The sequence below is a fragment of the Burkholderia sp. Ax-1720 genome (genome assembly GCF_011753035.1).
GTDB classification, from domain to species: Bacteria; Pseudomonadota; Gammaproteobacteria; order Burkholderiales; family Burkholderiaceae; genus Burkholderia; species Burkholderia gladioli.
The window spans coordinates 46,613-69,076 of the sequence record NZ_VWWK01000023.1 but is presented as its reverse complement, the minus strand read 5'-3'; the positions used below and the strand labels follow the sequence as shown (position 1 = coordinate 69,076).

23 protein-coding genes and 1 pseudogene are annotated in these 22,464 nt (G+C 68.0%); 6 read left to right on the top strand and 18 right to left on the bottom strand.

What is annotated here, in order from left to right:
• The 3 genes and pseudogenes from F3J18_RS10405 to F3J18_RS10395 all read left to right on the top strand — a co-directional run.
• A pseudogene (locus F3J18_RS10405) lies at nucleotides 1-124 on the top strand (5-dehydro-4-deoxyglucarate dehydratase); the annotation flags it as partial.
• A 223-nt stretch (nucleotides 125-347) separates the two neighbouring features.
• Nucleotides 348-1,481 carry an RpiR family transcriptional regulator gene (locus F3J18_RS10400; RefSeq protein ID WP_166912766.1) on the top strand — a complete coding sequence of 378 codons (1,134 nt, stop codon included), beginning with the start codon at nucleotides 348-350 and terminating at the stop codon, nucleotides 1,479-1,481.
• Nucleotides 1,478-2,305, top strand: a complete 828-nt coding sequence (locus F3J18_RS10395) for a GSU2403 family nucleotidyltransferase fold protein (protein ID WP_166912765.1) — start codon at nucleotides 1,478-1,480, stop codon at nucleotides 2,303-2,305. Before F3J18_RS10400 ends, F3J18_RS10395 begins: the two co-directional genes overlap by 4 nt.
• Before the next feature lie 22 nt (nucleotides 2,306-2,327).
• Here the strand turns inward: F3J18_RS10395 and F3J18_RS10390 are convergent, their stop codons facing one another.
• From F3J18_RS10390 to F3J18_RS10370, 5 genes are all read right to left on the bottom strand, one after another.
• Nucleotides 2,328-2,792, bottom strand: coding sequence for a hypothetical protein (locus tag F3J18_RS10390; protein WP_166912764.1), 465 nt, complete (start codon nucleotides 2,790-2,792; stop codon nucleotides 2,328-2,330).
• 75 nt (nucleotides 2,793-2,867) lie between these two features.
• Nucleotides 2,868-4,079, bottom strand: a complete 1,212-nt coding sequence (locus F3J18_RS10385; RefSeq protein ID WP_025100792.1) for a patatin-like phospholipase family protein — start codon at nucleotides 4,077-4,079, stop codon at nucleotides 2,868-2,870.
• Nucleotides 4,076-4,861 (bottom strand): 3-hydroxybutyrate dehydrogenase, encoded by a 786-nt coding sequence (locus F3J18_RS10380; protein ID WP_046581158.1) that lies wholly within the window; start codon nucleotides 4,859-4,861, stop codon nucleotides 4,076-4,078. The genes F3J18_RS10385 and F3J18_RS10380 overlap by 4 nt, the downstream gene beginning before the upstream one ends.
• 45 nt (nucleotides 4,862-4,906) lie before the next feature.
• Nucleotides 4,907-5,647: an acetoacetate decarboxylase gene (locus F3J18_RS10375; RefSeq protein WP_025099770.1), complete on the bottom strand. Its 741-nt coding sequence runs from the start codon at nucleotides 5,645-5,647 to the stop codon at nucleotides 4,907-4,909.
• Between the two features lie 97 nt (nucleotides 5,648-5,744).
• On the bottom strand, nucleotides 5,745-5,993 hold the full coding sequence (locus F3J18_RS10370; RefSeq protein WP_166912763.1) for a hypothetical protein: 249 nt from the start codon (nucleotides 5,991-5,993) through the stop codon (nucleotides 5,745-5,747).
• 90 nt (nucleotides 5,994-6,083) lie between these two features.
• Here F3J18_RS10370 and F3J18_RS10365 point away from each other — a divergent pair, with 90 nt between their 5' ends.
• Complete coding sequence (locus F3J18_RS10365; RefSeq protein WP_166912762.1) at nucleotides 6,084-6,665, top strand: undecaprenyl-diphosphatase; 582 nt, start codon at nucleotides 6,084-6,086, stop codon at nucleotides 6,663-6,665.
• Between the two features lie 21 nt (nucleotides 6,666-6,686).
• On the opposite strand, the gene F3J18_RS10360 is transcribed toward F3J18_RS10365, so the two are convergent.
• Complete coding sequence (locus tag F3J18_RS10360; protein WP_166912761.1) at nucleotides 6,687-6,926, bottom strand: hypothetical protein; 240 nt, start codon at nucleotides 6,924-6,926, stop codon at nucleotides 6,687-6,689.
• Between the two features lie 47 nt (nucleotides 6,927-6,973).
• Here F3J18_RS10360 and F3J18_RS10355 point away from each other — a divergent pair, with 47 nt between their 5' ends.
• Nucleotides 6,974-7,189: a hypothetical protein gene (locus F3J18_RS10355; protein ID WP_166912760.1), complete on the top strand. Its 216-nt coding sequence runs from the start codon at nucleotides 6,974-6,976 to the stop codon at nucleotides 7,187-7,189.
• A gap of 55 nt (nucleotides 7,190-7,244) precedes the next feature.
• Here F3J18_RS10355 and F3J18_RS10350 read toward each other — a convergent pair whose 3' ends face one another.
• From F3J18_RS10350 to andR, 11 genes are all read right to left on the bottom strand, one after another.
• Nucleotides 7,245-8,072: a siderophore-interacting protein gene (locus F3J18_RS10350; protein ID WP_166912759.1), complete on the bottom strand. Its 828-nt coding sequence runs from the start codon at nucleotides 8,070-8,072 to the stop codon at nucleotides 7,245-7,247.
• Nucleotides 8,073-8,103: 31 nt separating this feature from the next.
• Nucleotides 8,104-8,760, bottom strand: a complete 657-nt coding sequence (locus F3J18_RS10345; RefSeq protein WP_166912768.1) for a PadR family transcriptional regulator — start codon at nucleotides 8,758-8,760, stop codon at nucleotides 8,104-8,106.
• Nucleotides 8,761-9,105: 345 nt separating this feature from the next.
• Nucleotides 9,106-10,578, bottom strand: a complete 1,473-nt coding sequence (locus F3J18_RS10340) for an aldehyde dehydrogenase family protein (RefSeq protein WP_166912758.1) — start codon at nucleotides 10,576-10,578, stop codon at nucleotides 9,106-9,108.
• Nucleotides 10,579-10,715: 137 nt separating this feature from the next.
• Nucleotides 10,716-11,519 (bottom strand): alpha/beta hydrolase, encoded by an 804-nt coding sequence (locus F3J18_RS10335; RefSeq protein WP_166912757.1) that lies wholly within the window; start codon nucleotides 11,517-11,519, stop codon nucleotides 10,716-10,718.
• Nucleotides 11,520-11,579: 60 nt separating this feature from the next.
• Complete coding sequence (locus F3J18_RS10330; protein WP_166912756.1) at nucleotides 11,580-12,803, bottom strand: dienelactone hydrolase family protein; 1,224 nt, start codon at nucleotides 12,801-12,803, stop codon at nucleotides 11,580-11,582.
• 53 nt (nucleotides 12,804-12,856) lie between these two features.
• Nucleotides 12,857-13,666 (bottom strand): glucose 1-dehydrogenase, encoded by an 810-nt coding sequence (locus F3J18_RS10325; RefSeq protein ID WP_025099756.1) that lies wholly within the window; start codon nucleotides 13,664-13,666, stop codon nucleotides 12,857-12,859.
• Complete coding sequence (locus F3J18_RS10320; RefSeq protein ID WP_166912755.1) at nucleotides 13,663-14,298, bottom strand: cysteine hydrolase; 636 nt, start codon at nucleotides 14,296-14,298, stop codon at nucleotides 13,663-13,665. Before F3J18_RS10320 ends, F3J18_RS10325 begins: the two co-directional genes overlap by 4 nt.
• Entirely contained in the window at nucleotides 14,298-14,828 is a 531-nt protein-coding gene (locus tag F3J18_RS10315) for an aromatic-ring-hydroxylating dioxygenase subunit beta (protein WP_166912754.1), read from the bottom strand. The genes F3J18_RS10320 and F3J18_RS10315 overlap by 1 nt, the downstream gene beginning before the upstream one ends.
• Nucleotides 14,828-16,180 (bottom strand): aromatic ring-hydroxylating dioxygenase subunit alpha, encoded by a 1,353-nt coding sequence (locus F3J18_RS10310; RefSeq protein WP_166912753.1) that lies wholly within the window; start codon nucleotides 16,178-16,180, stop codon nucleotides 14,828-14,830. Before F3J18_RS10310 ends, F3J18_RS10315 begins: the two co-directional genes overlap by 1 nt.
• Nucleotides 16,181-16,205: 25 nt before the next feature.
• A complete protein-coding gene (locus tag F3J18_RS10305) occupies nucleotides 16,206-17,159 on the bottom strand; it encodes a PDR/VanB family oxidoreductase (protein WP_166912752.1) in 954 nt (317 codons plus the stop codon).
• 105 nt (nucleotides 17,160-17,264) lie between these two features.
• Entirely contained in the window at nucleotides 17,265-18,248 is a 984-nt protein-coding gene (gene andR / locus F3J18_RS10300; RefSeq protein WP_025099751.1) for an anthranilate 1,2-dioxygenase regulatory protein AndR, read from the bottom strand.
• Between the two features lie 516 nt (nucleotides 18,249-18,764).
• Between andR and F3J18_RS10295 the strand changes: the two genes are divergently transcribed.
• Nucleotides 18,765-19,847 (top strand): porin, encoded by a 1,083-nt coding sequence (locus tag F3J18_RS10295; RefSeq protein WP_166912751.1) that lies wholly within the window; start codon nucleotides 18,765-18,767, stop codon nucleotides 19,845-19,847.
• A gap of 88 nt (nucleotides 19,848-19,935) precedes the next feature.
• Here F3J18_RS10295 and F3J18_RS10290 read toward each other — a convergent pair whose 3' ends face one another.
• On the bottom strand, nucleotides 19,936-22,326 hold the full coding sequence (locus F3J18_RS10290) for a glycoside hydrolase family 95 protein (protein WP_166912750.1): 2,391 nt from the start codon (nucleotides 22,324-22,326) through the stop codon (nucleotides 19,936-19,938).
• Between the last annotated feature and the right edge of the window lie 138 nt (nucleotides 22,327-22,464).

Here is a 22,464-nt window from a genome sequence, read left to right as displayed (position 1 = left end):
CGTGAAGGCCGGCGCCAAGCTGGTCGGCCACGACGCGGGCCCGGTGCGCGCCCCGCTGACGGACCTGAACGAAGCCGAACTGGCCGAGCTCGATGTGCTGATCAAGAAGCTCGGCGCGCAGTAAGCCTCGATATTCGTGCCGCCGGCATTCAGTCGGCGAACGGCGTCACGCATGGCCGGCACCTTGGTGCCGGCCATGTCGCTTTCGAGCCTGGCCGATGCAGCGAATCTTGCCCGGTCGCAAACGCATGGGCACCGAATTTGTCCTGACGGGATTCCCTGATTTACCATGGCCACGTTAACTAACACGGCCATGGTAAATAACATGGCCGTGTTAAAAAGGGGGCATGATGATTATCGAATCCGAGCAATCCACCGATCACGCCTTCGCCGCGCTGTTTCGCGCGGCGGGCTGGGAGGTCGTGGCGGCACCCGCGCAGGCTTTGCGCTACCAGCCCGACCTGCTGCTCAGGAAGGGCAAGGTGTCGTATGTCGCTGACGTCAAGGCTGCCTCCGAAAGCCGCGCGGATCGCGTCATCGCCTTGCTCGCGCAAGCGATCCTGCAGGCCCAGGCCTATGCGCGCGAGCATGGCCGCGCGCGTCCGCTCGCGCTGATCTGGGTGCGCGAACTGCAGGGTGCCCTGCTGCGCCGGATCGGCGAGTTCTGCGCGAATTACGCGGCCGACGTGGCGGTTGGCGTCGCCTCGCCGGGCGGCACGCGGTATTTTCGCGGCGCGGGCCTGGAGCCGATGTCGACGGACCAGCCCATATCGACGCCGCGGCGGCTGGCCAGCGCGCGAATTCGCGGGGGCGCCAACCTGTTTTCCGACTTGAACCAGTGGCTGCTCAAGGTGCTGTTCGCCCCCCAGGTGCCCGCCGCGATGCTGACGGCGCCGCGAGCCGGCTATCGCACGATCAGCGAGCTGGCGAAAGCGGCCGACGTCTCGGTGATGACGGCATCGCGCTTCGTCGCCGCGATGCACGAGCAGGGTTTCCTCGACGAGAGCGGCGAGCTGCGCGTCGTCAGGCGCCGCGAGCTGGCCGAGCGCTGGAAATCCTATTACCGATCCACCACGCCCGAGGCCCGCATGCGTTTCGTGATGCCGGGCGATCCGCGTGCGCGCATCGCCGGCTGGCTGGGCGAGCACGAGGGCTGCGTAGGCTTGTTCGGGGCCGCCGACGCGCTCGGCGTCGGGCATGTCCACGGCGTTCCGCCCTATCTTTACGTGCGTGATCTCGAGCAGGCGGCAAACTGGCCCGGGCTGGCGCCTGCATCGGCGGATGCCGAGCGCCTCGTGATACTCAAGCAGGCCTCGGCGCCCAATTCGCTGTTGCGAGGCAGCGTGCGCCGGCAGGGCCTGGTCGTCGCCGATGTGATCCAGGTCTGGCTCGACACTGTGTCGCATCCTTCGCGCGGGACGGAGCAGTCGCTTCACATCGAGAATACGGTACTTCGCGACCTCGTCGGAGATACCTCGTGAACGACCTCGAACCCTTTGCCCGGCTGGCCGCGGCGCTTGCACCCTGGCGCGACCAGATCGTCTATGTCGGCGGATGGGCGCATCGGCTTTATCGCCTGCATCCGCTCGCGACGGCCGACCCTCGGTTCAGGCCGATCGCGACGCTCGACGCCGATATCGCCTTCGACGAACACACCCGGTTCCAGGGCAGCATGAAAGACGCGCTGCTCGCGGCGGGATTTCGAGAACAGCTATGCGGCGAGTATCGGCCGCCGGTCGCGAAATACACCCTGGGCGACGAGCGGCACGGCTTCTACGCCGAATTCCTCACCACCCTGTCGGGGAGCGGCCGCACCCGCCAGGGTGCGCCCAGCGTCACCCTCGATGCTTCCGGCATCAGCGCGCAGAAGTTGCGCCGTTTCAGCCTGCTGATGGCCTTGCCGTGGCGGGTATCCATCGCGGCCGGCACGGCCGGGCTCCCGGTTCCGCTCCATGGCTTGCGCATTCCGAATCCCGTGAGCTTCATCGCGCAGAAAATCCTGATCCGCGACGAGCGGCGGCGGCAGCGCAAGCTCGCCCAGGACATCCTTTACATTCACGATGCCATCGTGCTGTTTGCCGATCGTGCAAGCCGGCTCGCGGTGCTTTGGCGAGACGACGTCGCCCACCATGTTTCAGCACGCGAACGAGCCGAGATCGTCGAGGGAATCGAGGCTTTGTTTGGCGAAGTGACCGACGAGCTTCGCGCGGCGGCGCGCATTCCCGTCGATCGTCTGCTGGTGCCGCGCGAGGTGCAGGCGATCTGCCGACAATGGCTGGGCGATCTCTATGGGCGCTCGGCTTGAGCTTGCGGCGCGCCGCCCAAGCTCACAAGCTTCCCGCCCGCGCCAGCGTCACCACGCGCGCCCAGCGCCGCGCCTCGCGCTGGCTGGCCATCGGCAATTGCCATTCGGGTTGCCGCGCGTCGCGCACCGTCACGACCAGGCACCATTGCCCGCCGGCCTGCCGCGCCTGGCAATCGATGATATCGGTCAGCGTATAACGCCCTTCCACGCCATCCAGCGACATCCACAGCAGCCCCTGCGTCGACGACAGTTGCAGCGAAGCCGTTCCCTGCCGCATCACATGCGTCCAGCCGCCTTCCCTGGTATTCGGCGCGATCTCGCGTCGGCTGCGCAGCCACGCCGAGACGGCGAACGCTAGTAACGCGGCCGCCACCACGGCGGCGGCGATCGCGACGCCCGTGCCGAACTGCGCGGCAAGGGCATGGAACGCGGCAATCGCGCCCCAGACGAGCGCGGCGAGCACGAACAGGACGATCAGGATCGGCATGAGGGAGCGGGGATCGGGAGGGAGGAAAGACATCGCGCGACCGGCCGGAACGGCACCGGCCGCGCGAGGACGGCATCACCGCGGCCGGTGGATGTCGTGCGTGACGAAGCCGGAGTCGTTGGTCGGCAGCGCGAGCGCGTCCTTGACCGCCAGCGTGTTGCGGATGTCGGCGAGCCCGGCCGACCAGTGGTCTCGCATCGTCGAGAGGCCGAACTGGTAGTCCTTGTAGTCGTGCTCGTAGGACTTCTGCTGGTAGATCAGGTGCTGGACGTTGTAGCGCTTGCCGGTCGACAGCACGCCGGCCTGCTGGCACCAGGGATCGTTGTTGCGGACGTCCTCGGGCACCAGCTCCAGCACGCGGCGCAGCACGTTGCGGAAGCGCTGCTCGCGCTGCAGCGTGTCGGTCACGAAACGCGTCCGGCTCGAATACTGCACGTCCTTGGTTCGCTCCGAGACATCGGCCAGCGTGGCCGGCAGCGGCCCGCGCGCATTCCAGAGATCGACCTGGAACGCGAGCGTGTCGCGGCGCGGCGAGGCGCGCAGCACTTCCATCAGCGGCGTGTTCGACACCACGCCGCCATCCCAGTAGAACTGGCCGTCGATCTCGACGGGCGGGAAGGCGGGCGGCAGCGCGCCCGAGGCCATGAAGTGCTCGGGGCGCAGCGTGATCTTGGTGTTGTCGAAGTAGGTGAAGTTGCCGGTGGCGACGTTCACCGCGCCGACGGACACGCGGATCTCGCCCGAGTTGATGCGATCGAAATCGCAGAACTCGAGCAGCGTCTTGCGCAGCGGCGAGGTGTCGTAATAGCTGACACGCTCGGTTTCCTCGCGCACGCCGGGCAGCGGCGGCGGGAAGCGCGGCACGAAGAAGCCGCGCTGCCCCTGCAGGATCGCGCTGGCCGCCTGCGAGGCGGTGAAGGCCTGGCGCACCGATTCGATGCTGTTGAACAGCGCGAACTCGATCGCGGTCGGCAGCGCCGGGAAGAACGCGGGCTGGCAGATCGTGTTCCAGAATTCGCGCAGCCGCTCGACGCGATGCTCGGGCGCATTGCCGGCGATCAGCGCGGTGTTCAGCGCGCCGATCGAGATGCCGGCGATCCAGTTCAGCGGAACGCCGGCCTCGTGCAGCCCTTCGAACACGCCCGCCTGATACGAGCCGAGCGCGCCGCCACCTTGCAGCACGAGCGCGATCGTTTCGTACGGCAGCCCGCGCGCGGCCGGCGCGCCGGCCTCGGCTTGCAGGTCGGGGTCGCTCGCCTGTTTCTCGGTACGGGCGTGCGGCTTCATTGCATGAACCAGCCGTGGCTGACGATGAAGGACTGGCCCGTGAGCGCGGCGCTCGGGAAGGCCGACAGGAACAGCACCGTCTTGGCGACGTCTTCCACCGTGGTGAACACGCCGTCGACGGTGTTGCCCAGCATCACGTGCTTGATCACTTCCTCCTCGCTGATGCCGAGCTCCTTGGCCTGCTCGGGGATCTGCTTGTCGACCAGCGGCGTGCGCACGAAGCCCGGGCACACCACATGCGAGCGCACGTTGTGCTTCGCGCCTTCCTTGGCCAGCACGCGCGCCAAACCCAGCAGGCCGTGCTTGGCCGTCACGTAGGCCGACTTCAGCGGCGAGGCCTCGTGCGAGTGCACCGAACCCATGTAGATCACCACGCCGCCGCGATCGTCCTTGTACATGTGCTTGAGCGCGGCCTTGGTGGTCAGGAAGGCGCCGTCGACGTGGATCGCCTGCATCTTCTTCCAGTCCGAGAACGAGTAGTTCTCGATCGGATTGACGATCTGGATGCCCGCGTTCGAGACCAGGATGTCGACCGAGCCGAACTCGGCGGCGACCTTGTCGATGCCGGCATTGACGGCGTCCTCGTTGGTGACGTCCATCGCCACGCCGATCGCCTTGCCGCCGGCCGCCTTGATCTGCTCGGCCACGGCGTTCGCGCCGTCCTGGTTCAGGTCGGCGATCGCCACGGCGGCACCCGCCTTGGCCAGTTCCAGCGCGATTTCCTTGCCGATGCCGCTCGCGGCGCCGGTGACGACAGCGGTCTTGCCAGTCAGATTGCTCATGATCGATTTCCCGTGTTGGTGGATGCGTTCAGGTGAGGCGAGGTCTTACTTCGCGAGGTAATCGTAGACGACTTCGCCGAGGCCGAGCGTGAGGTCGGCCATCAGGTGGCGTGCCTCGACGATCTCGAGCACCGGCAGGTCGGCCACCGGCGCCAGCGCGTGCGGCGCCAAGTGCAGCGAGGCCGGGCCAGTCCAGGCGCCCTTCATCTTGATGTCCTGCAGGTAGTAGCGCACCAGCTCGCAGATGCGCGGGCTGCCGTCGACGTGCGGAATGATCTTCAGCAGGTAGTTCGCGCCGGCCAGGCGCTGCTGCTGCTCGACCAGGTCGAGGTCCTTGTGCTTGTAGCCCATGGTGCCGGTGGCCACGCGCACCGGGCCGTAGTCGAGCGTGCCCAGCAGCGTGTCGGTATGCGTTTCGAGCGTCGGCTGCGCGAGCTTCTTCGGGAAGCCCCACAGCTCGCGGCCGCCGGCGATCGGCGGGTGGTCGTTGAGGTACATGGCGAGCGTGTAGCCGCCCGGCTGGCCTTCGAACTCGACCGGAATCACCTGCCCGCTTTCCGTGTAGTCGCCGAAGCCGGTGGAGTCCGGCATGCGGATGAACTCGTAGTGGACCAGCGGCTGGGTGACCTTCAGCGGCTCCGGCACGATCTCGCGCAAGCGGTCCATGTCGGTGCGGTACGTGATGATCAGGAACTCACGATTGATGAAGCGGTACGGTCCCATCGGAAACGCGGGACTCGTGAGCGGCATCGCGAACGCATTCGACAGGACTTGACTCGGGTTCATGCGGACTCCTTGTTGATCGCTGCTGAGGGAAGAGTGCCGATATCCTAATGCTGTTGCAGATCGATTGTGCGCTGCCGCAAGCGGAAGAGTTTATTGCTTAATTCGTAGCCTGAACTTCAGAAATCGTGAAATCGATGCGCGAAATCGGCCTAATGATGGCGGCGAATCCGCATCTTCCCGCGCTCCGATGACGCTCGTGTGAGCATCCTGGGTGAGTGTTTTCGGGATTCAGGGTGAGAGGATACGGGATCGCGCCGCGGCTTGCATCGAAGATCGCATCGATACCGGCATTGAACTTTTGCGCCGCACCACCATCAAAGTGCCGCGCCGCAGCAAGGCGTTTCAATCCGCTTTCATTGGCGGTCCCGACGTCAATCCTTCGTAATGTCGGCGCTGCGCGATCCCCGCCGATCGCGTCTCGTCCCGCTCGTCCCCGATGCTCAATCTCAATCTCGCCGCGTTCGCGGCGCTCAATGCCGGCTCCCATCCCCAACCCGCGGTTGCCAATCTGGCGATATTCGCCGCCGTCTGGTTGGTATTCATCGTGCCGGCGCTGCTGCTGGCGGTCTGGTTCGCCGGCACGCGGCCGGTGCGCCGGCAGGCCATCGCGGCAGGTCTCGCCGCCTGCGTCGCGCTGCTGCTCGCGCAACTCATCTCCAGCGTGTGGTATTCGCCGCGGCCGTTCGCGATCGGCCTCGGCACGCAGCTGATCCCGCATGCGGCGGACGGCTCGTTCCCGAGCAATCACATGACCTTTGTCTGGAGCGTGGCGAGCGCGCTGTGGCTGTCGCGCAGCACGCGCGCGCTCGGCATCGCGATGGCGATCGACGCGCTGCTGGTGGCCTGGGGACGTGTCTACGCGGGCGTGCACTGGCCGCTCGACATGCTCGGCGGGGTGTTCACGGGCACCGCCGGCGCGCTGCTGGTGCGCTGCTACGGCGGCATGCTGGTGGCACGCCTCGAACGCATCGGCGAGACGTTGAGGATGGTGGTATTGGGGAATCTGCGCGGCCGCTAGGCCGCGCGACGCGATCGATTATCAGCCAGGAGACTTGCCGGCCGTGGCATCGGGCGCGACGTCGGGCGAGGCGCCCGTGCCGCCATGCAGTTCGAGCGTATCGGTGGCGCCGCGCTGCGACACTTCGCGGTCGATCGCGCTGTCGCGCAGGATCGCGCACATCGCGACGAACAGCGCGACCGCGATGGCCGCGAGCGTGCAGTAGGCGATGATCCGGAGCGATCGGGCGAGCGTGGCATGCGTATTGTGGTCGGCGTTCATGGTCGTGCGCTGAAACGATGAGCGCGTGTCCATGGGACGGACCGCGCGTGGTCTCCCGCATCGTCGCGACCGTATTGCGCCGCATCGCGACGGTCGAGCCGGCCGTCGCGCGCGGGCATTCGCTGCTTGGCCGCCGCCGGACCGGCGAATGGCCCGCCGGGCGCCAGGCGCCCCGCAGGCCATTCAGTCAGATATATACCACGCGCGATGGCACTGCCAAGCGCGGGCGCAAGCCCGCAAGCGCTTCGCTTATCGAAAATTGACAAGCTTTCCGCGTCGACAGCGAGCGGCGCCGCTTCGATCGGCGCCTTCCGCCGCTCAATCGTCGAGTGATTCGTGCACGCCTTCGGCGCCGCGTTTCCAGTAGGCCGAGGCGCGGATGCGCGACTTATGGACGCCGCGCGTGTCGCACAGATGCCGGCGCACCGCGCGCATCGCCGCCGCCTCGCCGGCCGCCCAGACATAACCGTCGCCATTCGGCAGCGGCAGCTCGCTCAGGGCCTCGACGAACTGCGCGCCCGCTTCGGCACCGGCGGCAGCCGGGTCGTCGCGATATCGCCAGATCGTGTAGACCTCGGCCCGCGACTCGAACTCGATGTGCGCCGAGGCATCGGCGACTTCCACCACCACCGCCGCGCGCGTGCCGGCCGGCAGTTCGCCCAGGCGGCGCGCGATGGCGGGCAGCGCCGTATCGTCGCCGATCAGCAGGTGCCAGTCGAAATCGGTCGGGACCACGAAGGATCCGCGCGGGCCGCCGATCGCCAGCGTCTGGCCCACGGCGGCCTGCTCGGCCCACTGCGAGGCCGGGCCCGGGTGGTGCAGCACGAACTCGAGGTCGAGCTCGCGCGCCTCGCGGTCGTAACGGCGCGGCGTGAAATCGCGCATGATCGGCCTGGGCGCGCCTTCCGGCAGCTCGAGCCCGTTCGGGCCCAGTACCGGCCTGGGTGCTTCGGTTTCGCCGGGCGCGGGGAAGAACACCTTCACGTGATCGTCGAACGAGGCGCTGACGAAGTCGTCGAGATCCTCGCCCGTTAGCGTCACGCGCAGCAGATGGGGCGTCACGCGCGTGATGCGGCTGACGGTCAGTTCGCGGCGTTTCAGCGTATGGCGCACGCGCGTCACGGCGCGTTCGGTCGGATTCTGCATCAATCGATTCTCCGGGTTGGGTGGACGCGCTTCAGGCGTCGGGCGCGGCGTTCGGCGCGGCTTCGGGCTTGCCCTCGATCTCGGCCATCGTGCGGCGCAGGATCGCGGCGATGCGGCGCTGTTCGTCCGGGCTGACCGCGCTCTTGCGGAACAGCAGGTGTTTCAGCGCCAGGCGTGCCTCGACGTACTCGGGCAGCCAGCCGCCTTCCGGCGTGTCCTCGCCGGCTTCGCCCTGGCCCTGGCCCGCGAAGGCGCGGCGCATGAATTCCATCTTGCGGCCGAGGTGCTCGAGCTTCGCGAACAGCAGTTCGACACGCTCGCGCTGGGCTTCGAGATGCTCGCGGCCGGCTTCGGCGAGCGCGTAGCGCTTGCGGTTGCCGTCGACCTCGACGGTCACGTAGCCGACTTCTTCCAGGTAGGTCAGTGCCGGGTAGACCATGCCGGGGCTCGGCACGTAGAAGCCTTGCGAGCGCGTGTCGAGCGCCTTGATCAGCTCGTAGCCGTGGCTCGGCTGGGCGGCCAGCAGCGAGAGCAGCATCAGTTGCAGGTCGTCGGAATTGAACTGGCGGCCACGCGGCATGCGCGGATCGTCAAAGCCGCCAAAGCCGCCGGGGCCGCCCGGGCCGCCGAAGCCTTCCGGAAAGCCGCCGAAACCGTGGCGGCCGCCGCCGCGCCGGCCGCCGGCCATGGCCCACAACCTGGCCAGGCCGTGACGGCGGAAATCGCCATGCTCATGGCCGCGCGCGTGGCGCTCGGCATCCTGGTCGCAGCTCGAGCCTTGCCACCAGCCGCCTTCGAAGCCGTCGCGGAAACGGCCGTGATGATGGGAACGACGCATCGTGTTCTCCTTCGTACATGTCTAAAGATGTATCGAAAGATATATATCGAAAGATATGTCGTCAAGAAGGAAATTGAGGGGAGGATCGGAGGGGGCGAGGGGATTCGAGGCGGGAACGGCGAGGCCGGAAGCAGGCGCGATGGGGCTTGCCGCCAAGGCGGGTTCGTCAGCCAGCCCCGACGAACCCGCCTTCGCTCACAGCGGAAACTGCCGCTGCCCCATCTGGATCGTGATCCACTTCAGCTCGGTCATCTCCTCCATCGAATAACGGCCGCCCTCGCGGCCGACGCCGCTCATCTTGGTGCCGCCGAACGGCACATGCGCCTCGTCCGACACGGTGCAGTCGTTGATATGGACCATGCCCGCCTCCAGCCGCAGCGCGAGGTCGAAGGCCTTCTGCAGATCGTTGGTGATCACGCCCGAGGACAGGCCATACGAGGTGTCGTTGGCGACCTGCAGCGCGTGCTCGGCGCTGTCCACGCGGATCAGCGAGGTGACCGGGCCGAAGCTCTCCTCGTCGTAGATGCGCATTCCGGCCGTCACGTCCGCCAGCACGGTCGGCCGATAGAAATTGCCTTCATGCGTGCCGCCGAGCAGCAGCCTCGCGCCTTTCGACACCGCGTCCTCGATCTGCCCATCGATCACCCCGCATTGCGAGCCGCGGATCAGCGGGCCGATCACCGTGGCCGGATCGCGTGGATCGCCGACCGCATAGCTCGACGCCCGCTCGACGAAGCGCTCCGCGAAGGCATCGTAGATCGGCGCCTCCACCAGGATCCGCGAGTTCGCCATGCATACCTGGCCCTGGTGGAAGAAGATGCCGAAGCAGGCGGCGCGCACCGCGTAGTCGAGATCGGCATCGCGCAGCACGATCAGCGGGTTCTTGCCGCCCAGCTCCAGCGTGAGCTTCTTCATCTGCTTGGCGGCTTCCACCGCCAGGTGGCGCCCGACGCGCGTCGAGCCGGTGAAGGTCAGCATGCGCACGCGCGGATCGGAGAGCAGCACCTCGCCGATCTCGGCGGCCGGGCCGGGGATCACGTTCAGCACGCCGGCGGGCAGGCCGCCGCGCTCGAACAGCTCGGCGATCTTCAGGCCGGTGACGGGCGTTTCCTCCGAAGGCTTCAGCACGAAGGTATTGCCGGCCGCCAGCGCCAGCACGACCTTCTTCATGGCGAGCCAGAACGGCGCGTTGAAGGGCGCGATGCCGGCAATCACGCCGAGCGGCCGGCGGATCGTCATGCCGAGCTGGCCCGGCATGCTGAGCGGCAAGGTTTCGCCGAACACGTGGCGCGCGTCGCCGGCCGCGCTGCGCAGCAGGTCGATGCCGCTCATCACCTCGAACATCGCCTTCGGGTAGGTCGAGCCCGATTCCTCGATCAGCACGTCGCGCACCTCGTCGGCCATGGCGGCGAGCGCGTCGGCGCAGGACAGCAGGATCTCGGCGCGGCGGCCGACCAGCAGGTTCGCCCAGTCGTCCCTGGCGCGATGCGCGGCGTCGATCGCGCGGATCGCGTCGGCGCGCGTGGCCTGGTGGACCTGCGCGAAGAGCTCGCCGGTGGCGGGATTGAAATCGGGGCGGACTTCGCGTTCGGAACCGGCGGTCCAGTGACCGTCGATGAAGAGCATGCCTTCGCGGACTTCGCGCGCGGCCAGGGGCGTGGCGTTCATGGGAGGACTCCTGTCGGGACGAGGGAATGGGGCTGCGATCCCGGCGATCGTCGACCAATCCCGCTCGGCGGGCTAGCCGATTGCCGCAAGCATTGGCCGAATCCGGAAGCGCATTGGCGATGGCATCGGCGAGCGGTTCAGGCGCGGCCTTGCAGCCAGTCGATCAGCCGCCGGGCGATGCCGGCCGCGCCCTCGCCGAGCAGCACGTTATGGCCATGCGCCGGCTCCAGCCAGTGCTCGCAGCCATACAGCCCGGCAAGCGCCGCGCCGGTGGCGGGCGGCGTGAGGATGTCGAGCGCGCCGGATATCACCAGCGTGGGCGCGCTGAGCTGGTCGACCTCGATCGGCAGGCTCCATTGCGTCGCCTCCCGAACCCGCCGCGGCGATTCCGGCACCAGCATCGCCTGGTAGCGGCGGCACTCGGCATCGGTGAGCCCCTGGAAGAACAGCTCGCGCGTCGCTTCGAGCGGCGGCGGTCCCCAGGGCACGGCCATGTCCGCGATGGGCAGCGCGACGGGCTCGGCACCGACGTTCGAGGGCACCACCGGCGTCAGTGCCACCAGGGCCTGCACGGGATATCGCGCCGCATAAAGCTGGGCGGCGAGCCCGCCCATCGAGTGGCCGACGAGGATCGGCACGGCCTCGATCCCGAGCGCCACGCAGCGGATGTCGTCCACCACGTCGGCGATCGACATCGACACGAAATCCGCCGTCTCGAGCGCCGCCGAGCCGCCGCGGCCGCGCCAGTTCAGCGCGTGCACATCGAAGCCCGCCTGCGCGAGCAGCGGGGCGTAAAGCGCCCAGCACCAGGCGGCCTGGCAGCCGCCATGAACCAGGATGACGGGCCGGGACGCGGCGGCCGCGTCGAGCGCGGCGGGGTAATGATCGACGGCGATGCCCCGCGCATCGTAGCGGCGCGGTTGGGCGAGCGTGAGGTTCATGTGCATTTTCCAGATTCGTGGCGGGCGGCTGCGCGAGCAGCGGATCGTTCGCCTCGCGGTTCAGCGCGGCGCGCTTTCCTTCCAGCGTGCCATCAAGGTATTCGACGGCAGGGTTTCGTCGAGCAGCTTGCGCGCCGCTTCCACGCCCGCGACGGGCAGCCCGGTGGGGTCGAGCAGGCCGATCTGCGCGAGCACGCTGGCCTGGTCCCAGTAGATGTGCTCGTTGTAGAGCTTCGGGCCGCGGAATGCGACCACCACCAGCATCGGGATCTCGACGCGCTTGCCGGTCGGCGCCACGCCCGGCAGCAGCCAGTCGATCTCGCGATCGTGCGTGAAGCCGAGGATGAATTCGTCGACCATCCGATCCACGCCGATCACGCGCGAGATCGGCGTCATGCGCATGTCGGCCGGATTGTCGTGGATGAAGTGATGCGTGTAGAAGCGCTTCAGTTCTTGATAACCGGTGCCGCCGGTCATGGTCGGGACGTGGTTCACGTAAGGCTCGGGCACCATCGTGCGCATCGTCGCTTCCGGGTCGCGCGCGGCGAATTCCAGCTCGAAGTGACGGTCCGCTAGCGCGCCGAGATCGTAGTCGGGGCCCATCGTCTTGCGGAAGGTCTCGAGGCTGCGCGTGTGGGCCGGCATCGCGGCGGTCTTCACGAAGGTCGGGCCGCCGCGGCTGAAGGCGTGGCCCGCGCCGGGATAGACGTGCAGCCTCACGTTCGGCATGCCGCCGAGCGTTGCGCGGATCGCCGCCAGCGCCTCGGGCGGATTGAGCGGGTCGGTTTCGCCGAAATGCAGGGTGATCGGGCAGGTGATGCGCGATGCCAGCGCCAGCGACTGCTCGATGCCGACGCCGTAATAGGCGACCGCGCAATCGACGCCGCATTCGGCCGCCGCCAGGTAGGCCAGCTTGCCGCCCAGGCAGAAGCCGAGCGCGCCGACCTGGCCGGTCGATTCCGGCATGGTCCGCGCGTGCTCGACGGTCGCGCGGATGTCGCGCACGGCGCGCTCGACATCGAAGCGCGCGTAGTAGTCGAAGGCCTGGGCGTGGCCGGCGTCGTCATAGCCGAGTTCGATGTTCGGCGCGAACTGGTGGAACAGGTCCGGCGCGACCACCACGTAACCTTCGGCCGCGTACAGCTCGGCCACCTCGCGCATCTCGGCGTTCACGCCGAAGATTTCCTGCAGCAGCACGACGACGGGGCCGCGGCCCGCTTCCGGCAGGGCGACGGTGGCGTCGAACGACGCGCCGTCGGCGGTGATCCTGATCTGCTTCGACATGCTGATGAACTCCTTGGGGACGATGGGGATGAAAGGCGCGCGTGCCTGGCGCGTCATGTTTGTGGTTCGAACCAGTCGCGCGGCGAGCGGCCCTGGTCGGGGCCGAGCATCGAGAAGCCGCCGTCGACCGGGATATCGACGCCGGTGATCCAGGATGCTTCGCGCGAGCACAGGAAGGCGACCGCGCGCGCGACCTCCTCGCCGCGCCCGACGCGGCCGAGCGGATGCAGGGCGGCGCCGACGCGATCGGCCGACTCCAGCGAGCCGGCCGCCAGGCGTTCGAGCGAGGGCGACCAGGTCCAGGCCGGCGATACGCTGACGACGCGGATGCCGCTCGGCGCGAGATCGACCGCCAGGTTGCGCGTGAGTTGCAGCAGCGCCGCCTTCGAGGCCGGATAGAGCGCGCGGCCGGCCGCGCCGAACTTGCCGCCGGTGCTGCCGAGGTTGACGATCGCGCCGTCGCGGCGCAGCAGCGGGGCGGCCTTCTGCGCGAGGATCGCGGCCGACACGAGGTTGACGTCGAGCAGGCGGGCCCATTGCGCGCGCGTCGAGGCGAGCCCGGCGTCGTCATAGCTGCAGGCGTTGTTGACGACGATGTCGAGGCCGCCGAAGGTGTCGAGGGCCAGCGCCAGCGCGCGGTCGAGCTGGGCGTCGTCGGTCACGTCGGTTTCGAGGAAGCGCGCGGCCGGGCCGATCGAGGCGGCGACCGCTTCGCCGGCCGCCGCGCCGAGCCCCGCGAGCAGCACCGAGGCGCCGTCGGCGGCGAGGCCGCGCGCGATGTCGGCGCCGATGCCCTGGCCGGCGCCGGTGACGATCGCGACCTTGCCGGCGAGGCGGGCGGGAGCGGCGGCGGGCAGGGTCATGCGCCGGGCTCCGGCGAGGCGTCGCCCTCGCCGAACAGCTCGGCGACGGTCGAGATGGCCGCCAGCAGGCGCATCGATTCGAGCGAGGCCGCGTGCTGTTGCCGATCCGCGCAGGAGCAGGCATCGGCGGCCACCGTCGCCGTATAGCCGAGGTCGACCGCGTGCCGCACCGTCATCTCGACGGTCGAATGCGTGGCGACGCCGGCGACGATCAGGTGCCGCACGTCGTGCGCGGCGAGGACCTGTTCGAGCGGCGTGCCGATGAAGCCGCTGGTGCGACGATGATGGAGCACGTAATCGAGCGGACGATCGGGATCGGGGCCCAGCGCGGGATGGAATTCCGCGCCCCAGCTACCCTCGCGCAGCGCGCCGGATTCGGCGGTGCGAACGAAGATCGGCGCATTGCGCAGCAGATCCGCGTAATCCTCGCGGAACGCGATGCGGATATGGATCAGCGGCAAGCCTCGCGAGCGCGCGCCGGCCAGCAAGGCACGCGCCGCCTCGATCACGGCGGCGCGCTCCGGCTGGGCGCGCTCGAAGCCGACGCGGATCCGACCTTCGGGATCGAGCACGTCGTTCTGGTAGTGCAGCGCGATCACGGCGCTGCGTGCGAAGCGAGCGATGCCGGCCATCAGACGAACACCTCGAGATTCGCGAACGCGTCGGTCGAATTCACCAGGTCGACGCGCTTCAGGTAGATCTTCCAGTCCTCGCGCGTGTCGAGCTTGTGCGTGACGAGCCCGGCGAGCGTGCGTTGACCGAGCCGCCATTCATGGACCACCAGCGTCGAATGCACGACCAGCCGGCCTTGCGCGTCGCGCCCGTCGAGCATCACGTTGCCGACCAGCCGCGCGGTGCGCGTGGGCGGCTGTTGCGACCAGTTGCGCGCGTTGCTGACGCGGCGCGCGCGCACCTCGCGCAGCGTCGCATCTTCCCAGAACAGCGAGATATGGTCGTGCGGGCTGGCCTGCCCCGGCTCGTGCGGCAGCCAGTACATGCCGTCGGGCGTCCAGAGCTCGAGCCAGGCGTCGAAGGCGCGCGTGTCGAGCAGGCGCGCCTCACGATACAGGAATTGCTCCACCTGCGCGCGCAGTGCCATGTCCTCGGCGGCGAGCGCGTAAACCGCTTCGGTGGACAGGTCGAAAGTCGGATCGCGCAGCATCAGGCTTGTCCTCCGTTCGGCTGCTTCGTAGTGGGGCCGGCGGCCGGGCCGCTGTCGTCGAGCATGAAGCGGTGCCAGGCGGCGAACTGGTTGCGCATCGGCAGTTCGCTGGTGCCGTTGATCGAGACGTAGCCGTCCTCGACGGCGCGATCGGTGCCCGCATAACGATGCATGCTGACCCATTCGCCGCCGCGCGTGTTGTTGCCCTGCTGGCAGCGCGCATAGACCTCCACGTCGTCGGGCATCACGTTCGACGAGGGCGAGTTGATCACGTTGGCGTAACTGAGCGCGCGGTCGAACACGGCATCGGGCGCGCCCTTGAGCCGGAACAGCTGGATCTCGACCAGCGTCTGGTCCACCGCGATCGGGCGGATCACGCGGAACTGCTGGAAAACCGTGTGCGGCGAACCGCTGCCGTAGATCACCGTGTTGTGCCGGTTCATGCCGAGGATCTGCCGGGCGCGCGTTTCGCCATGCACCTCGGCCAGGGTCGTGAAGTGCGCGTGCGAGACGGGATCGCGCTCGGCAGCGGCCGGATCGAAGATGCCTTCCATGTAGCCATGGCCGTATTCGTAGGCGCGCAGCTCCAGCTTTTCCCAGAACTCGTAGGGTTCGCCGTTGCCGTCCACGATCAGCAGCTCGAACGGCATCGCGCCGAGTTCGTCGGCCTGGGCGCGGGCGGAAACCACCGAGGATTCGTGCGTGACCGGCGCATGCATGGTGTCGTGGAGGTTCTCGTAGAACACCTTCCAGTTCGAGCGCTGCAGCACGCGAAACACGCCGCCCGTGACCTCGACCTCGCCCACCGGCGAGCGATCGCACAGATTGTCGATCGACGAGGCGACGCCGTTCAGGAAGGTCTTCAGGTCGGGGCCGTCCGCGGCCTGGCTGGCGAACACGAAGCCGCGATAGCTGTCGACGCGGGCGACGCGGCGCATCGAGAAATCCGGGTGCTTCGGGTCGAAGCAGGTGTTCTGCAGGCCGTTGCGCAGCGGCGCCGACAGATGCGTGCCGTCGAGCTTGAAGGTCCAGGCGTGATAGGGGCAGCGGAAGAACTTGCCGGTCGAGCCGTCGCCGTCGGCCACCAGCTTGGCGCCCTTGTGCGGGCAGCGGTTGTAGACCACATGCACCTGGCCGTCCTGGGCGCGGACCATCACCACGTCCTGGTCGCCGATCCGGGTGGTGTGATAGTCGCCGGGCGTCTTCACCTGGCTTTCGTGGCCGACGTAGATCCAGGCGCGGCCATAGATGCGCTCCATCTCGAGCGCGAAGATCGCCGGATCGGTATAGACGCGCTTGTGGACGCTGTCCGGGCGCACGAGACCGGCGAGGCTCGCATTGGTCAGGCTCATGCTGCTTCCTTTCTGGTGGGGAGGGTTACAGGTCGAGGACCAGGCGGGCGCTTTTCGCGCGCGACACGCAAGGGCAGAAGCGGCCCTCGGCGTGCTCGTCGCCGGTCAGGCAGATGTCGCGATGCTCGGGTTCGCCGTCGAGCAACTGGGCGGTGCAGACGCCGCAGTCGCCGCGCCGGCAGTCGTAGAGCGGGTCGAGCCCGGCGGCGATCATCGCGTCGAGCACGCTGGTGCCGGCCGGGACGGCCAGCACGCGGCCCGAGGCGGCCAGGTGCACCTCGAACGCCGCATCGGCATCGGCGGGCGCGGCCGGTGCCGCGAACAGCTCGCTGTGCAGTGCGTCGTCGGGCCAGCCGAGGCGGCGTGCGGTATCGAGCGCGGCCGCGACCAGGCCGGCCGGGCCGCAGACGTAGAGATGCGCGCCGGCTTCGAACGTGCCGATCGTGTCGGCCAGCGGCAGCCCGCGGCGCGGGTCGCCGCCGTCGAACCAGCAGCGGGCGTGGGCCAACGCGGCAACCTCGTCGCGATAGGCCATCGCCGCGGCGTCGCGCGCCGCGTAATGCAGCGCATGGGGCGCCCCGGCGGCAGCGAGCGTGCGTGCCATCGCGAGGATCGGCGTGATGCCGATGCCGCCCGCGATCAGCAGATGGCGGCGCGCATCGGCGGCCAGGCGGAAATCGTTACGCGGCGGGTCGGCGTCGAGAAGCTGGCCTGCCTCGAGCGCGTGCATCCAGCGCGAGCCGCCGCTGCCGGCGGATTCGAGCAGCACCGCGATTTCGTAATGCGCGTCCTCGCCGCCCGGGTTGACGAGCGAATAGGCGCGCCGCTGGCTGCGCTCGCCGAGCGGGACATGCACGCCGAGATGCGCGCCCGCCTCGAACGGCGGCAAGGGCCTGCCGTCGGCGGCAACCAGGTGCAGGCGGCGGATCGTGAGCGTCAGGGAATCGATGCGCGCGACGCGCATCCTGAGCAGGGTCATACAGCGGCTCCGTGGAGATCGGACGCTTCGACTGTATGGCGCGGAAATGGGCGGGGATATCCACCGAACGCAGCGCCTGTCCGGCGCGCGCAGGTTTCGGCGGACTCAGCTGCTGCGCTGCCGCACGCGACGCAGCGTGTCCGAGGGCGGTTCTCCGAATTTCTCGCGATAGGCGCTGGCGAAGCGGCCGAGATTCGCGAAGCCGCAGCCGAGCGCGATGTCGGCCACGCGCTCGGTGTCGCGGGCGCGCAGCAGCATCTCGCGGGCGCGTTCGAGCCGCGCCTCCCGCACCAGCTGCATCGGGCTCGCGTGCGAGTAGCGCCGGAAGCCGTCGAGCAGGGTACGCACCGGCACCTCGGCCGCGTCGGCGATGTCGGCCAGCGTGATCGGCTCGCAGGCATGTTCCGCGATGAAGCTTTCCGCGCGCTTGACGGTGCGCGGCACCAGCGCCGCCGTTGCCGGCCGCGCCTGCGAATGATGCGGCTGGCTCGCCAGCAGCAGGGTGACGAGCAGCCGCTCGAATTCGAGCGCGACGCGCCGGTCGCGCTGCGCGAGCGCGATCGTCTCGGGAGAGGAGGTTAGCACCCGCAGCTGGGCCAGCCAGGGCGCGAGCTCGGGGCGGGAGAGGTCGAGTGCCGGCTCGATGTGCAGATGATCGTAGCCGGTATGCGCCAGCATCGCGCGCTTGTCGATCCGCACGAAGAACTGCTCGCAGTCGGCCGAGAAAGTGCCGCTGAAGCGAGTCGAGGGCCCGACCACCATGCCCTGCGTCTGCCCGATGATCATGCGCCGGCCGCCGACGGTGACGTCGGCGTAACCGTTGAGGCTCAGGATCGCGAGGTAATAGTCCTCGATCTCGCCGGCATCGACGCCCATCGTCCCCGCATAGCCGATCGTGCCGAACGCCAGGCTGTCGATCCGCACGTGGTTCATGTAGGCGGATTGGCCGCCGCGCGCCGCGCCGGGCGTGAGCCGGTGCGGCTGCAGCACGGCGGCGATGCGCTGGCGCGTGTCGTCGACGTCGTTCGACTCGAAATACCGGTATTGCCTCAGCGACGTCGATTCGATCAGCAAGGAAGTGGGCGGCATGGCGGGTCTTCGATGCGTTATGGGGACTGCAGGGGACGGCAGGGGACGGCGCACGGTCGAACGCCGGCATTCGTGTCCCGAAGCCGTGCGTACCCACTGTACACGTTCGCGAGCGGTGTCAAAAAGGCCCGGAATGGGGGCCGCGATGCGCTTGCGAGAACTGGACAGGCTTCGGCCGGCGCTTGCGCGGAGTGGATAGATCGCGATTTTCGGCCCTCGAATACTCCGCCTGCCGGTTGGGTCGGTCGTTCGGCGAACTGACCCGAATCGGGTTTCATTTTGCTTTCGATGGCGGGGCGCCGGCATGCCGGATGGCGCATTGGGTCGGTGCCGTGCCACGCGCCGATGGATGTGAACCAGGCCCGTATCGAATCGTTTTCGATTTCGTTTTCAATTTATTTCGCACTGCGAATGTAAAGGCGCCGGCCGTCGTGACGATGCGACGTGCTTGCGATTTGCCCGACCTCGACACGCGACGCTCATCGAGGCGCCGCGCCCCACTGCCTGGAGACCCGGATGAAAGCCTTGCTTGCCGGCGCGCTATGCGCCGCTGTCGTGACGACCGCCCATGCACAGAGCGCGGTCACGCTCTACGGCATGCTCGATGTGGGCATTACCGCGCTGTCGAACGACGGCGGTCATCGCACGGCGGTGATGGACAGCGGCGTGCTGGTGCCGAACCTGTTCGGCCTGAAGGGCAGCGAGGATCTCGGCGGCGGCACGCGTGCCGTGTTCCAGCTCGAAGGCCAGTTCGAGGTCGGCACCGGCGCGCTCGATGGGGACCTGTTCGGCCGCCAGGCCTGGGTCGGCCTCGACGATGCGCGCTGGGGCACGCTCACGCTCGGCAACCAGTACGAATTCATGTTCATGTCGCTGTCGATGCGGCGGCTCGGGCCGGAGCTGCCGTATGTGTCGCTGACGAATCTCCGGCAGGGGCCGTTCGATGCGCTGGGCAAGCCCGGGCCGTTCAGCGGCGACTTCGACTTCGATCGCACGGCCGGCGCCTCGCGGATCTCGAATTCGGTGAAATACCAGTCGCCGTCGATCGGCGGGCTGACGTTCGGCGCGATGTACGGCTTCAGCAACCTGGCCGGCGGTTTCTCGAACCAGAATGCCTACAGCTTCGGGATCGACTACGAGCAGCCGTCGTATTCGATCGACGCGGCCTACACGATGACCAAATACGCGCAGATCAACGGCGGCGCGGACGGGATCCGCAATTTCGGCGTGGGCGGCCGCGTCGCGATCATGCGGGGCTGGGCCGACCTGCTCTATACCAATACGCGCAACACCTTCAGCGGCGCGACGATCAACGTGTTCGAGGTGGGCGGGACGGTTCCGCTCTCCTACGCCGTCCATCTCTATGCTGCTTACCAGTACATGACCGGCAACGCGGTGCTGCAGGACAACCGCGCGCACCAGCTGAACCTCACGCTCGACTATGCCTTGTCGAAGCGCAGCGATGTGTATGTGAGCGCGGCGTACCAGCATGCCGGCGGCGACAGCAATACCGCGCGTGCCTGGATCCTGTTCACGGCGGGGCCGTCGTCGAGCGGCAACCAAGTGATCGCGCGAGTCGGCATGCGGCACTTCTTCTGATTTTCCGATAGGCAAGCGGGAACCGGGATCGCATGACGACAATGCCGTGTCACCGCCCGAAAGTCCGGGCGATGACGCGGCATCCTGCTCAAGCCGCGCCCAACGCGCCATCGAAGCGGCTCCGGCCCAGCTTCCTCACCACGATCGGCTTGCTGATCGACCCATACTTCAGCGTCGTGCCGGTACCGCCCACGCTGGTGATCGCGGCCGACGTCAGCTTGCCGTCCTTCCAGGCCAGGTCGACCGAGAAGCCGCCCTTCACGCGAACGCCCTTCACGCTGCCGGTATTCCACTGCGGGGGCAGCGCCGGCAGCAGCACGATCGAATCCATGCTGCTCTGCACCAGCATCTCGAGGATCGCAGCCGGGCCGCCGAAGTTCGCATCGATCTGGAAGATGTTGCCGCCATAGGCGTCGAACATGTTGGTGAAGGTGCCGTTGGTACTGTCGCTGCCGCTCGCGAAGCGCAGCAGCTTCTGCACCATCGAATAGCAGGTGGCGGCATCGCGGAACTTGGCCCAGCAGGCGATGCGCCACGCCAGCCCCCAGCCGAACGAATCGGTGCCGCGCGCGGTGAGCAGCGCCTTGGCGGCGGCCACCAGCGCGGGGTCGCCGTCATAGGCGATGCGCTCGCCCTCGAACCAGCCGATCAGCGGCGACAGGTGACGATGCTGCGGATCGCCCGTATCCACCTTGTCCTCCATCCATTCCTGGAGCTGGCCGGTGGTCGGGCTGATCTTCGGCAGGTAGAGCCGCGAACGCAGGCCGGCGATGGTCGCCGCGAAATCGGTATCGAGATTGAGCGTGCCGCTGGCCGTGCCGTAGTTGGTGAACAGGTCCCAGACGAGTTCCTGCGCGTAGGTGATGCCGAGCTCCTGGTGATCGCCGTGCTCGGGCGACCAGTCGCGATCGTCGACCAGCAGGCCGCTGGCCGGATCCACGATCAGGCGAGCCTGCCAGAATTCGCAAGCCGATTTCAGCACCGGGTAGATGGCACGCAGGTAGTCGCGATCGAGCGTGTACTGGTAGTGGTTCCACAGCGTCCGGCAATACCAGGCGCTGGCGGGCGGGCTCCAGTCCCAGCCGATGCCGCCGTAGATGCCGGTGGAGATCGCGATCGTCCAGCCCGCCACCTTGCCGCTCGAATTGCTGTAGTTGCTATTGGCGGCGTCGTTGAAATGGGCCTGCGTCGAGCGCTCCCAGGAGGGCAACTGGCTCAGCACGTAATCGGCGAACGGCTTCTGGCATTCCGGCAGCCCGGCTCGATCGGCCAGCCAGTAGTTCATCTGCACGTTGATATCGGTGTGATAGTCGGCCATCCACGGCGGGTTGTTGTTCACGCTCCACAGGCCCTGCAGGTTCGCCGGCAAGGGCCCGCGCGATGAGGCGATGGTCAGGTAGCGGCCGAACTGGACATAGAGCGCCTCCAGCTCGGGATCGGCTATGTCCGGCGAGGCCGTGCGCGCCTTGAGCCGATCGGGGATCGTCATGGCGCGCTGCGCGTCGCTCGACTTGCCGAGGTCGAGCGAGAAGCGGCCGAACAGCGCCGTGTAGTCCCTCAGATGGCGCTCCAGCAAGTTCCGATAGGGCAGGTGGGCCGCGCCGGAAACGTCCGCCCGGGCCAGCGCCGCGGGATCCGTCGCGCCGAGATAGCCCTCGGCCTCGATGCCGGAGTAGTTGGTCCGTGCCGCGATGATCAGGGTGAGGGCGGGGCAGCGCGACATCGTCAGCACGCCCTTGCTCGCGTCGTACTTGACCGTGCCCGAATCCGGCATCGCCAGGACATGCGTCGCGTAGCGTTCGCCGACGCCGTCGAGCTTGCCCTGCGCGAGCAGGATGCCGTTCGAGCCCGTGACGCTCGCGCCTTGTCCGTCGACGAGCGAGATCGTGCCGTCATGGCTGCCGCCATCCGACGACAGGCGCATCACCAGCACCTTGTCGGGGTGGCTGCAGAACACCTCGCGCCGATAGGTATGGCCGCCCGCCACATACTGGGTGCGCGCCACGGCGTTGCTGATGTCCAGCGAGCGCGAGTAGCCGCTCGCCTGGGCATGGCCTGGCAGGTCGACATAGAGCTTGCCGAGCATCTGGTAGCTGCCCATGCCGGCGGCCGTGTAGGCGAGATCCACCGCATCCTTCTGCCCCGACCACAGCGTGATTTCGTTCAGGTACAGCGCCTCGCGCGCGGGCGAGCCGCCGGTCAATGCACCGAGCCGGCCGTTGCCGAGCGGCAGGCCTTCGAACAGGATGTTCGATTCGCCGGCTGCCTGGCTGTAGCTCAGGCGCAGCGCGGCGCCGTCAGGCACGCGTGCCGATGCGGTATCGGCCGTGGCCGTGGAAGCCAGGGTGCTGGCGGCGTTGGCTACCGCGCCGGGGCCGCCGTCGCTACCGTCGCCGCCGCATCCCGCGATCGGGATCATGGTGGCTGCCGCCCCCCACTTCAGAATCATGCGTCGTTTTTCATTCTCGATGCCGCTCATTGCCCCCTCCTGAAAGATGCATCCATGTCATCAATACGCAGGACGCCGCATCGGCGCGATTTGGTAGGAATGCGAATTATTGAATGCGATTCAGCACGATTCGTCGATGCGACCACGGTGCCTTCGGTCCGTCACGGC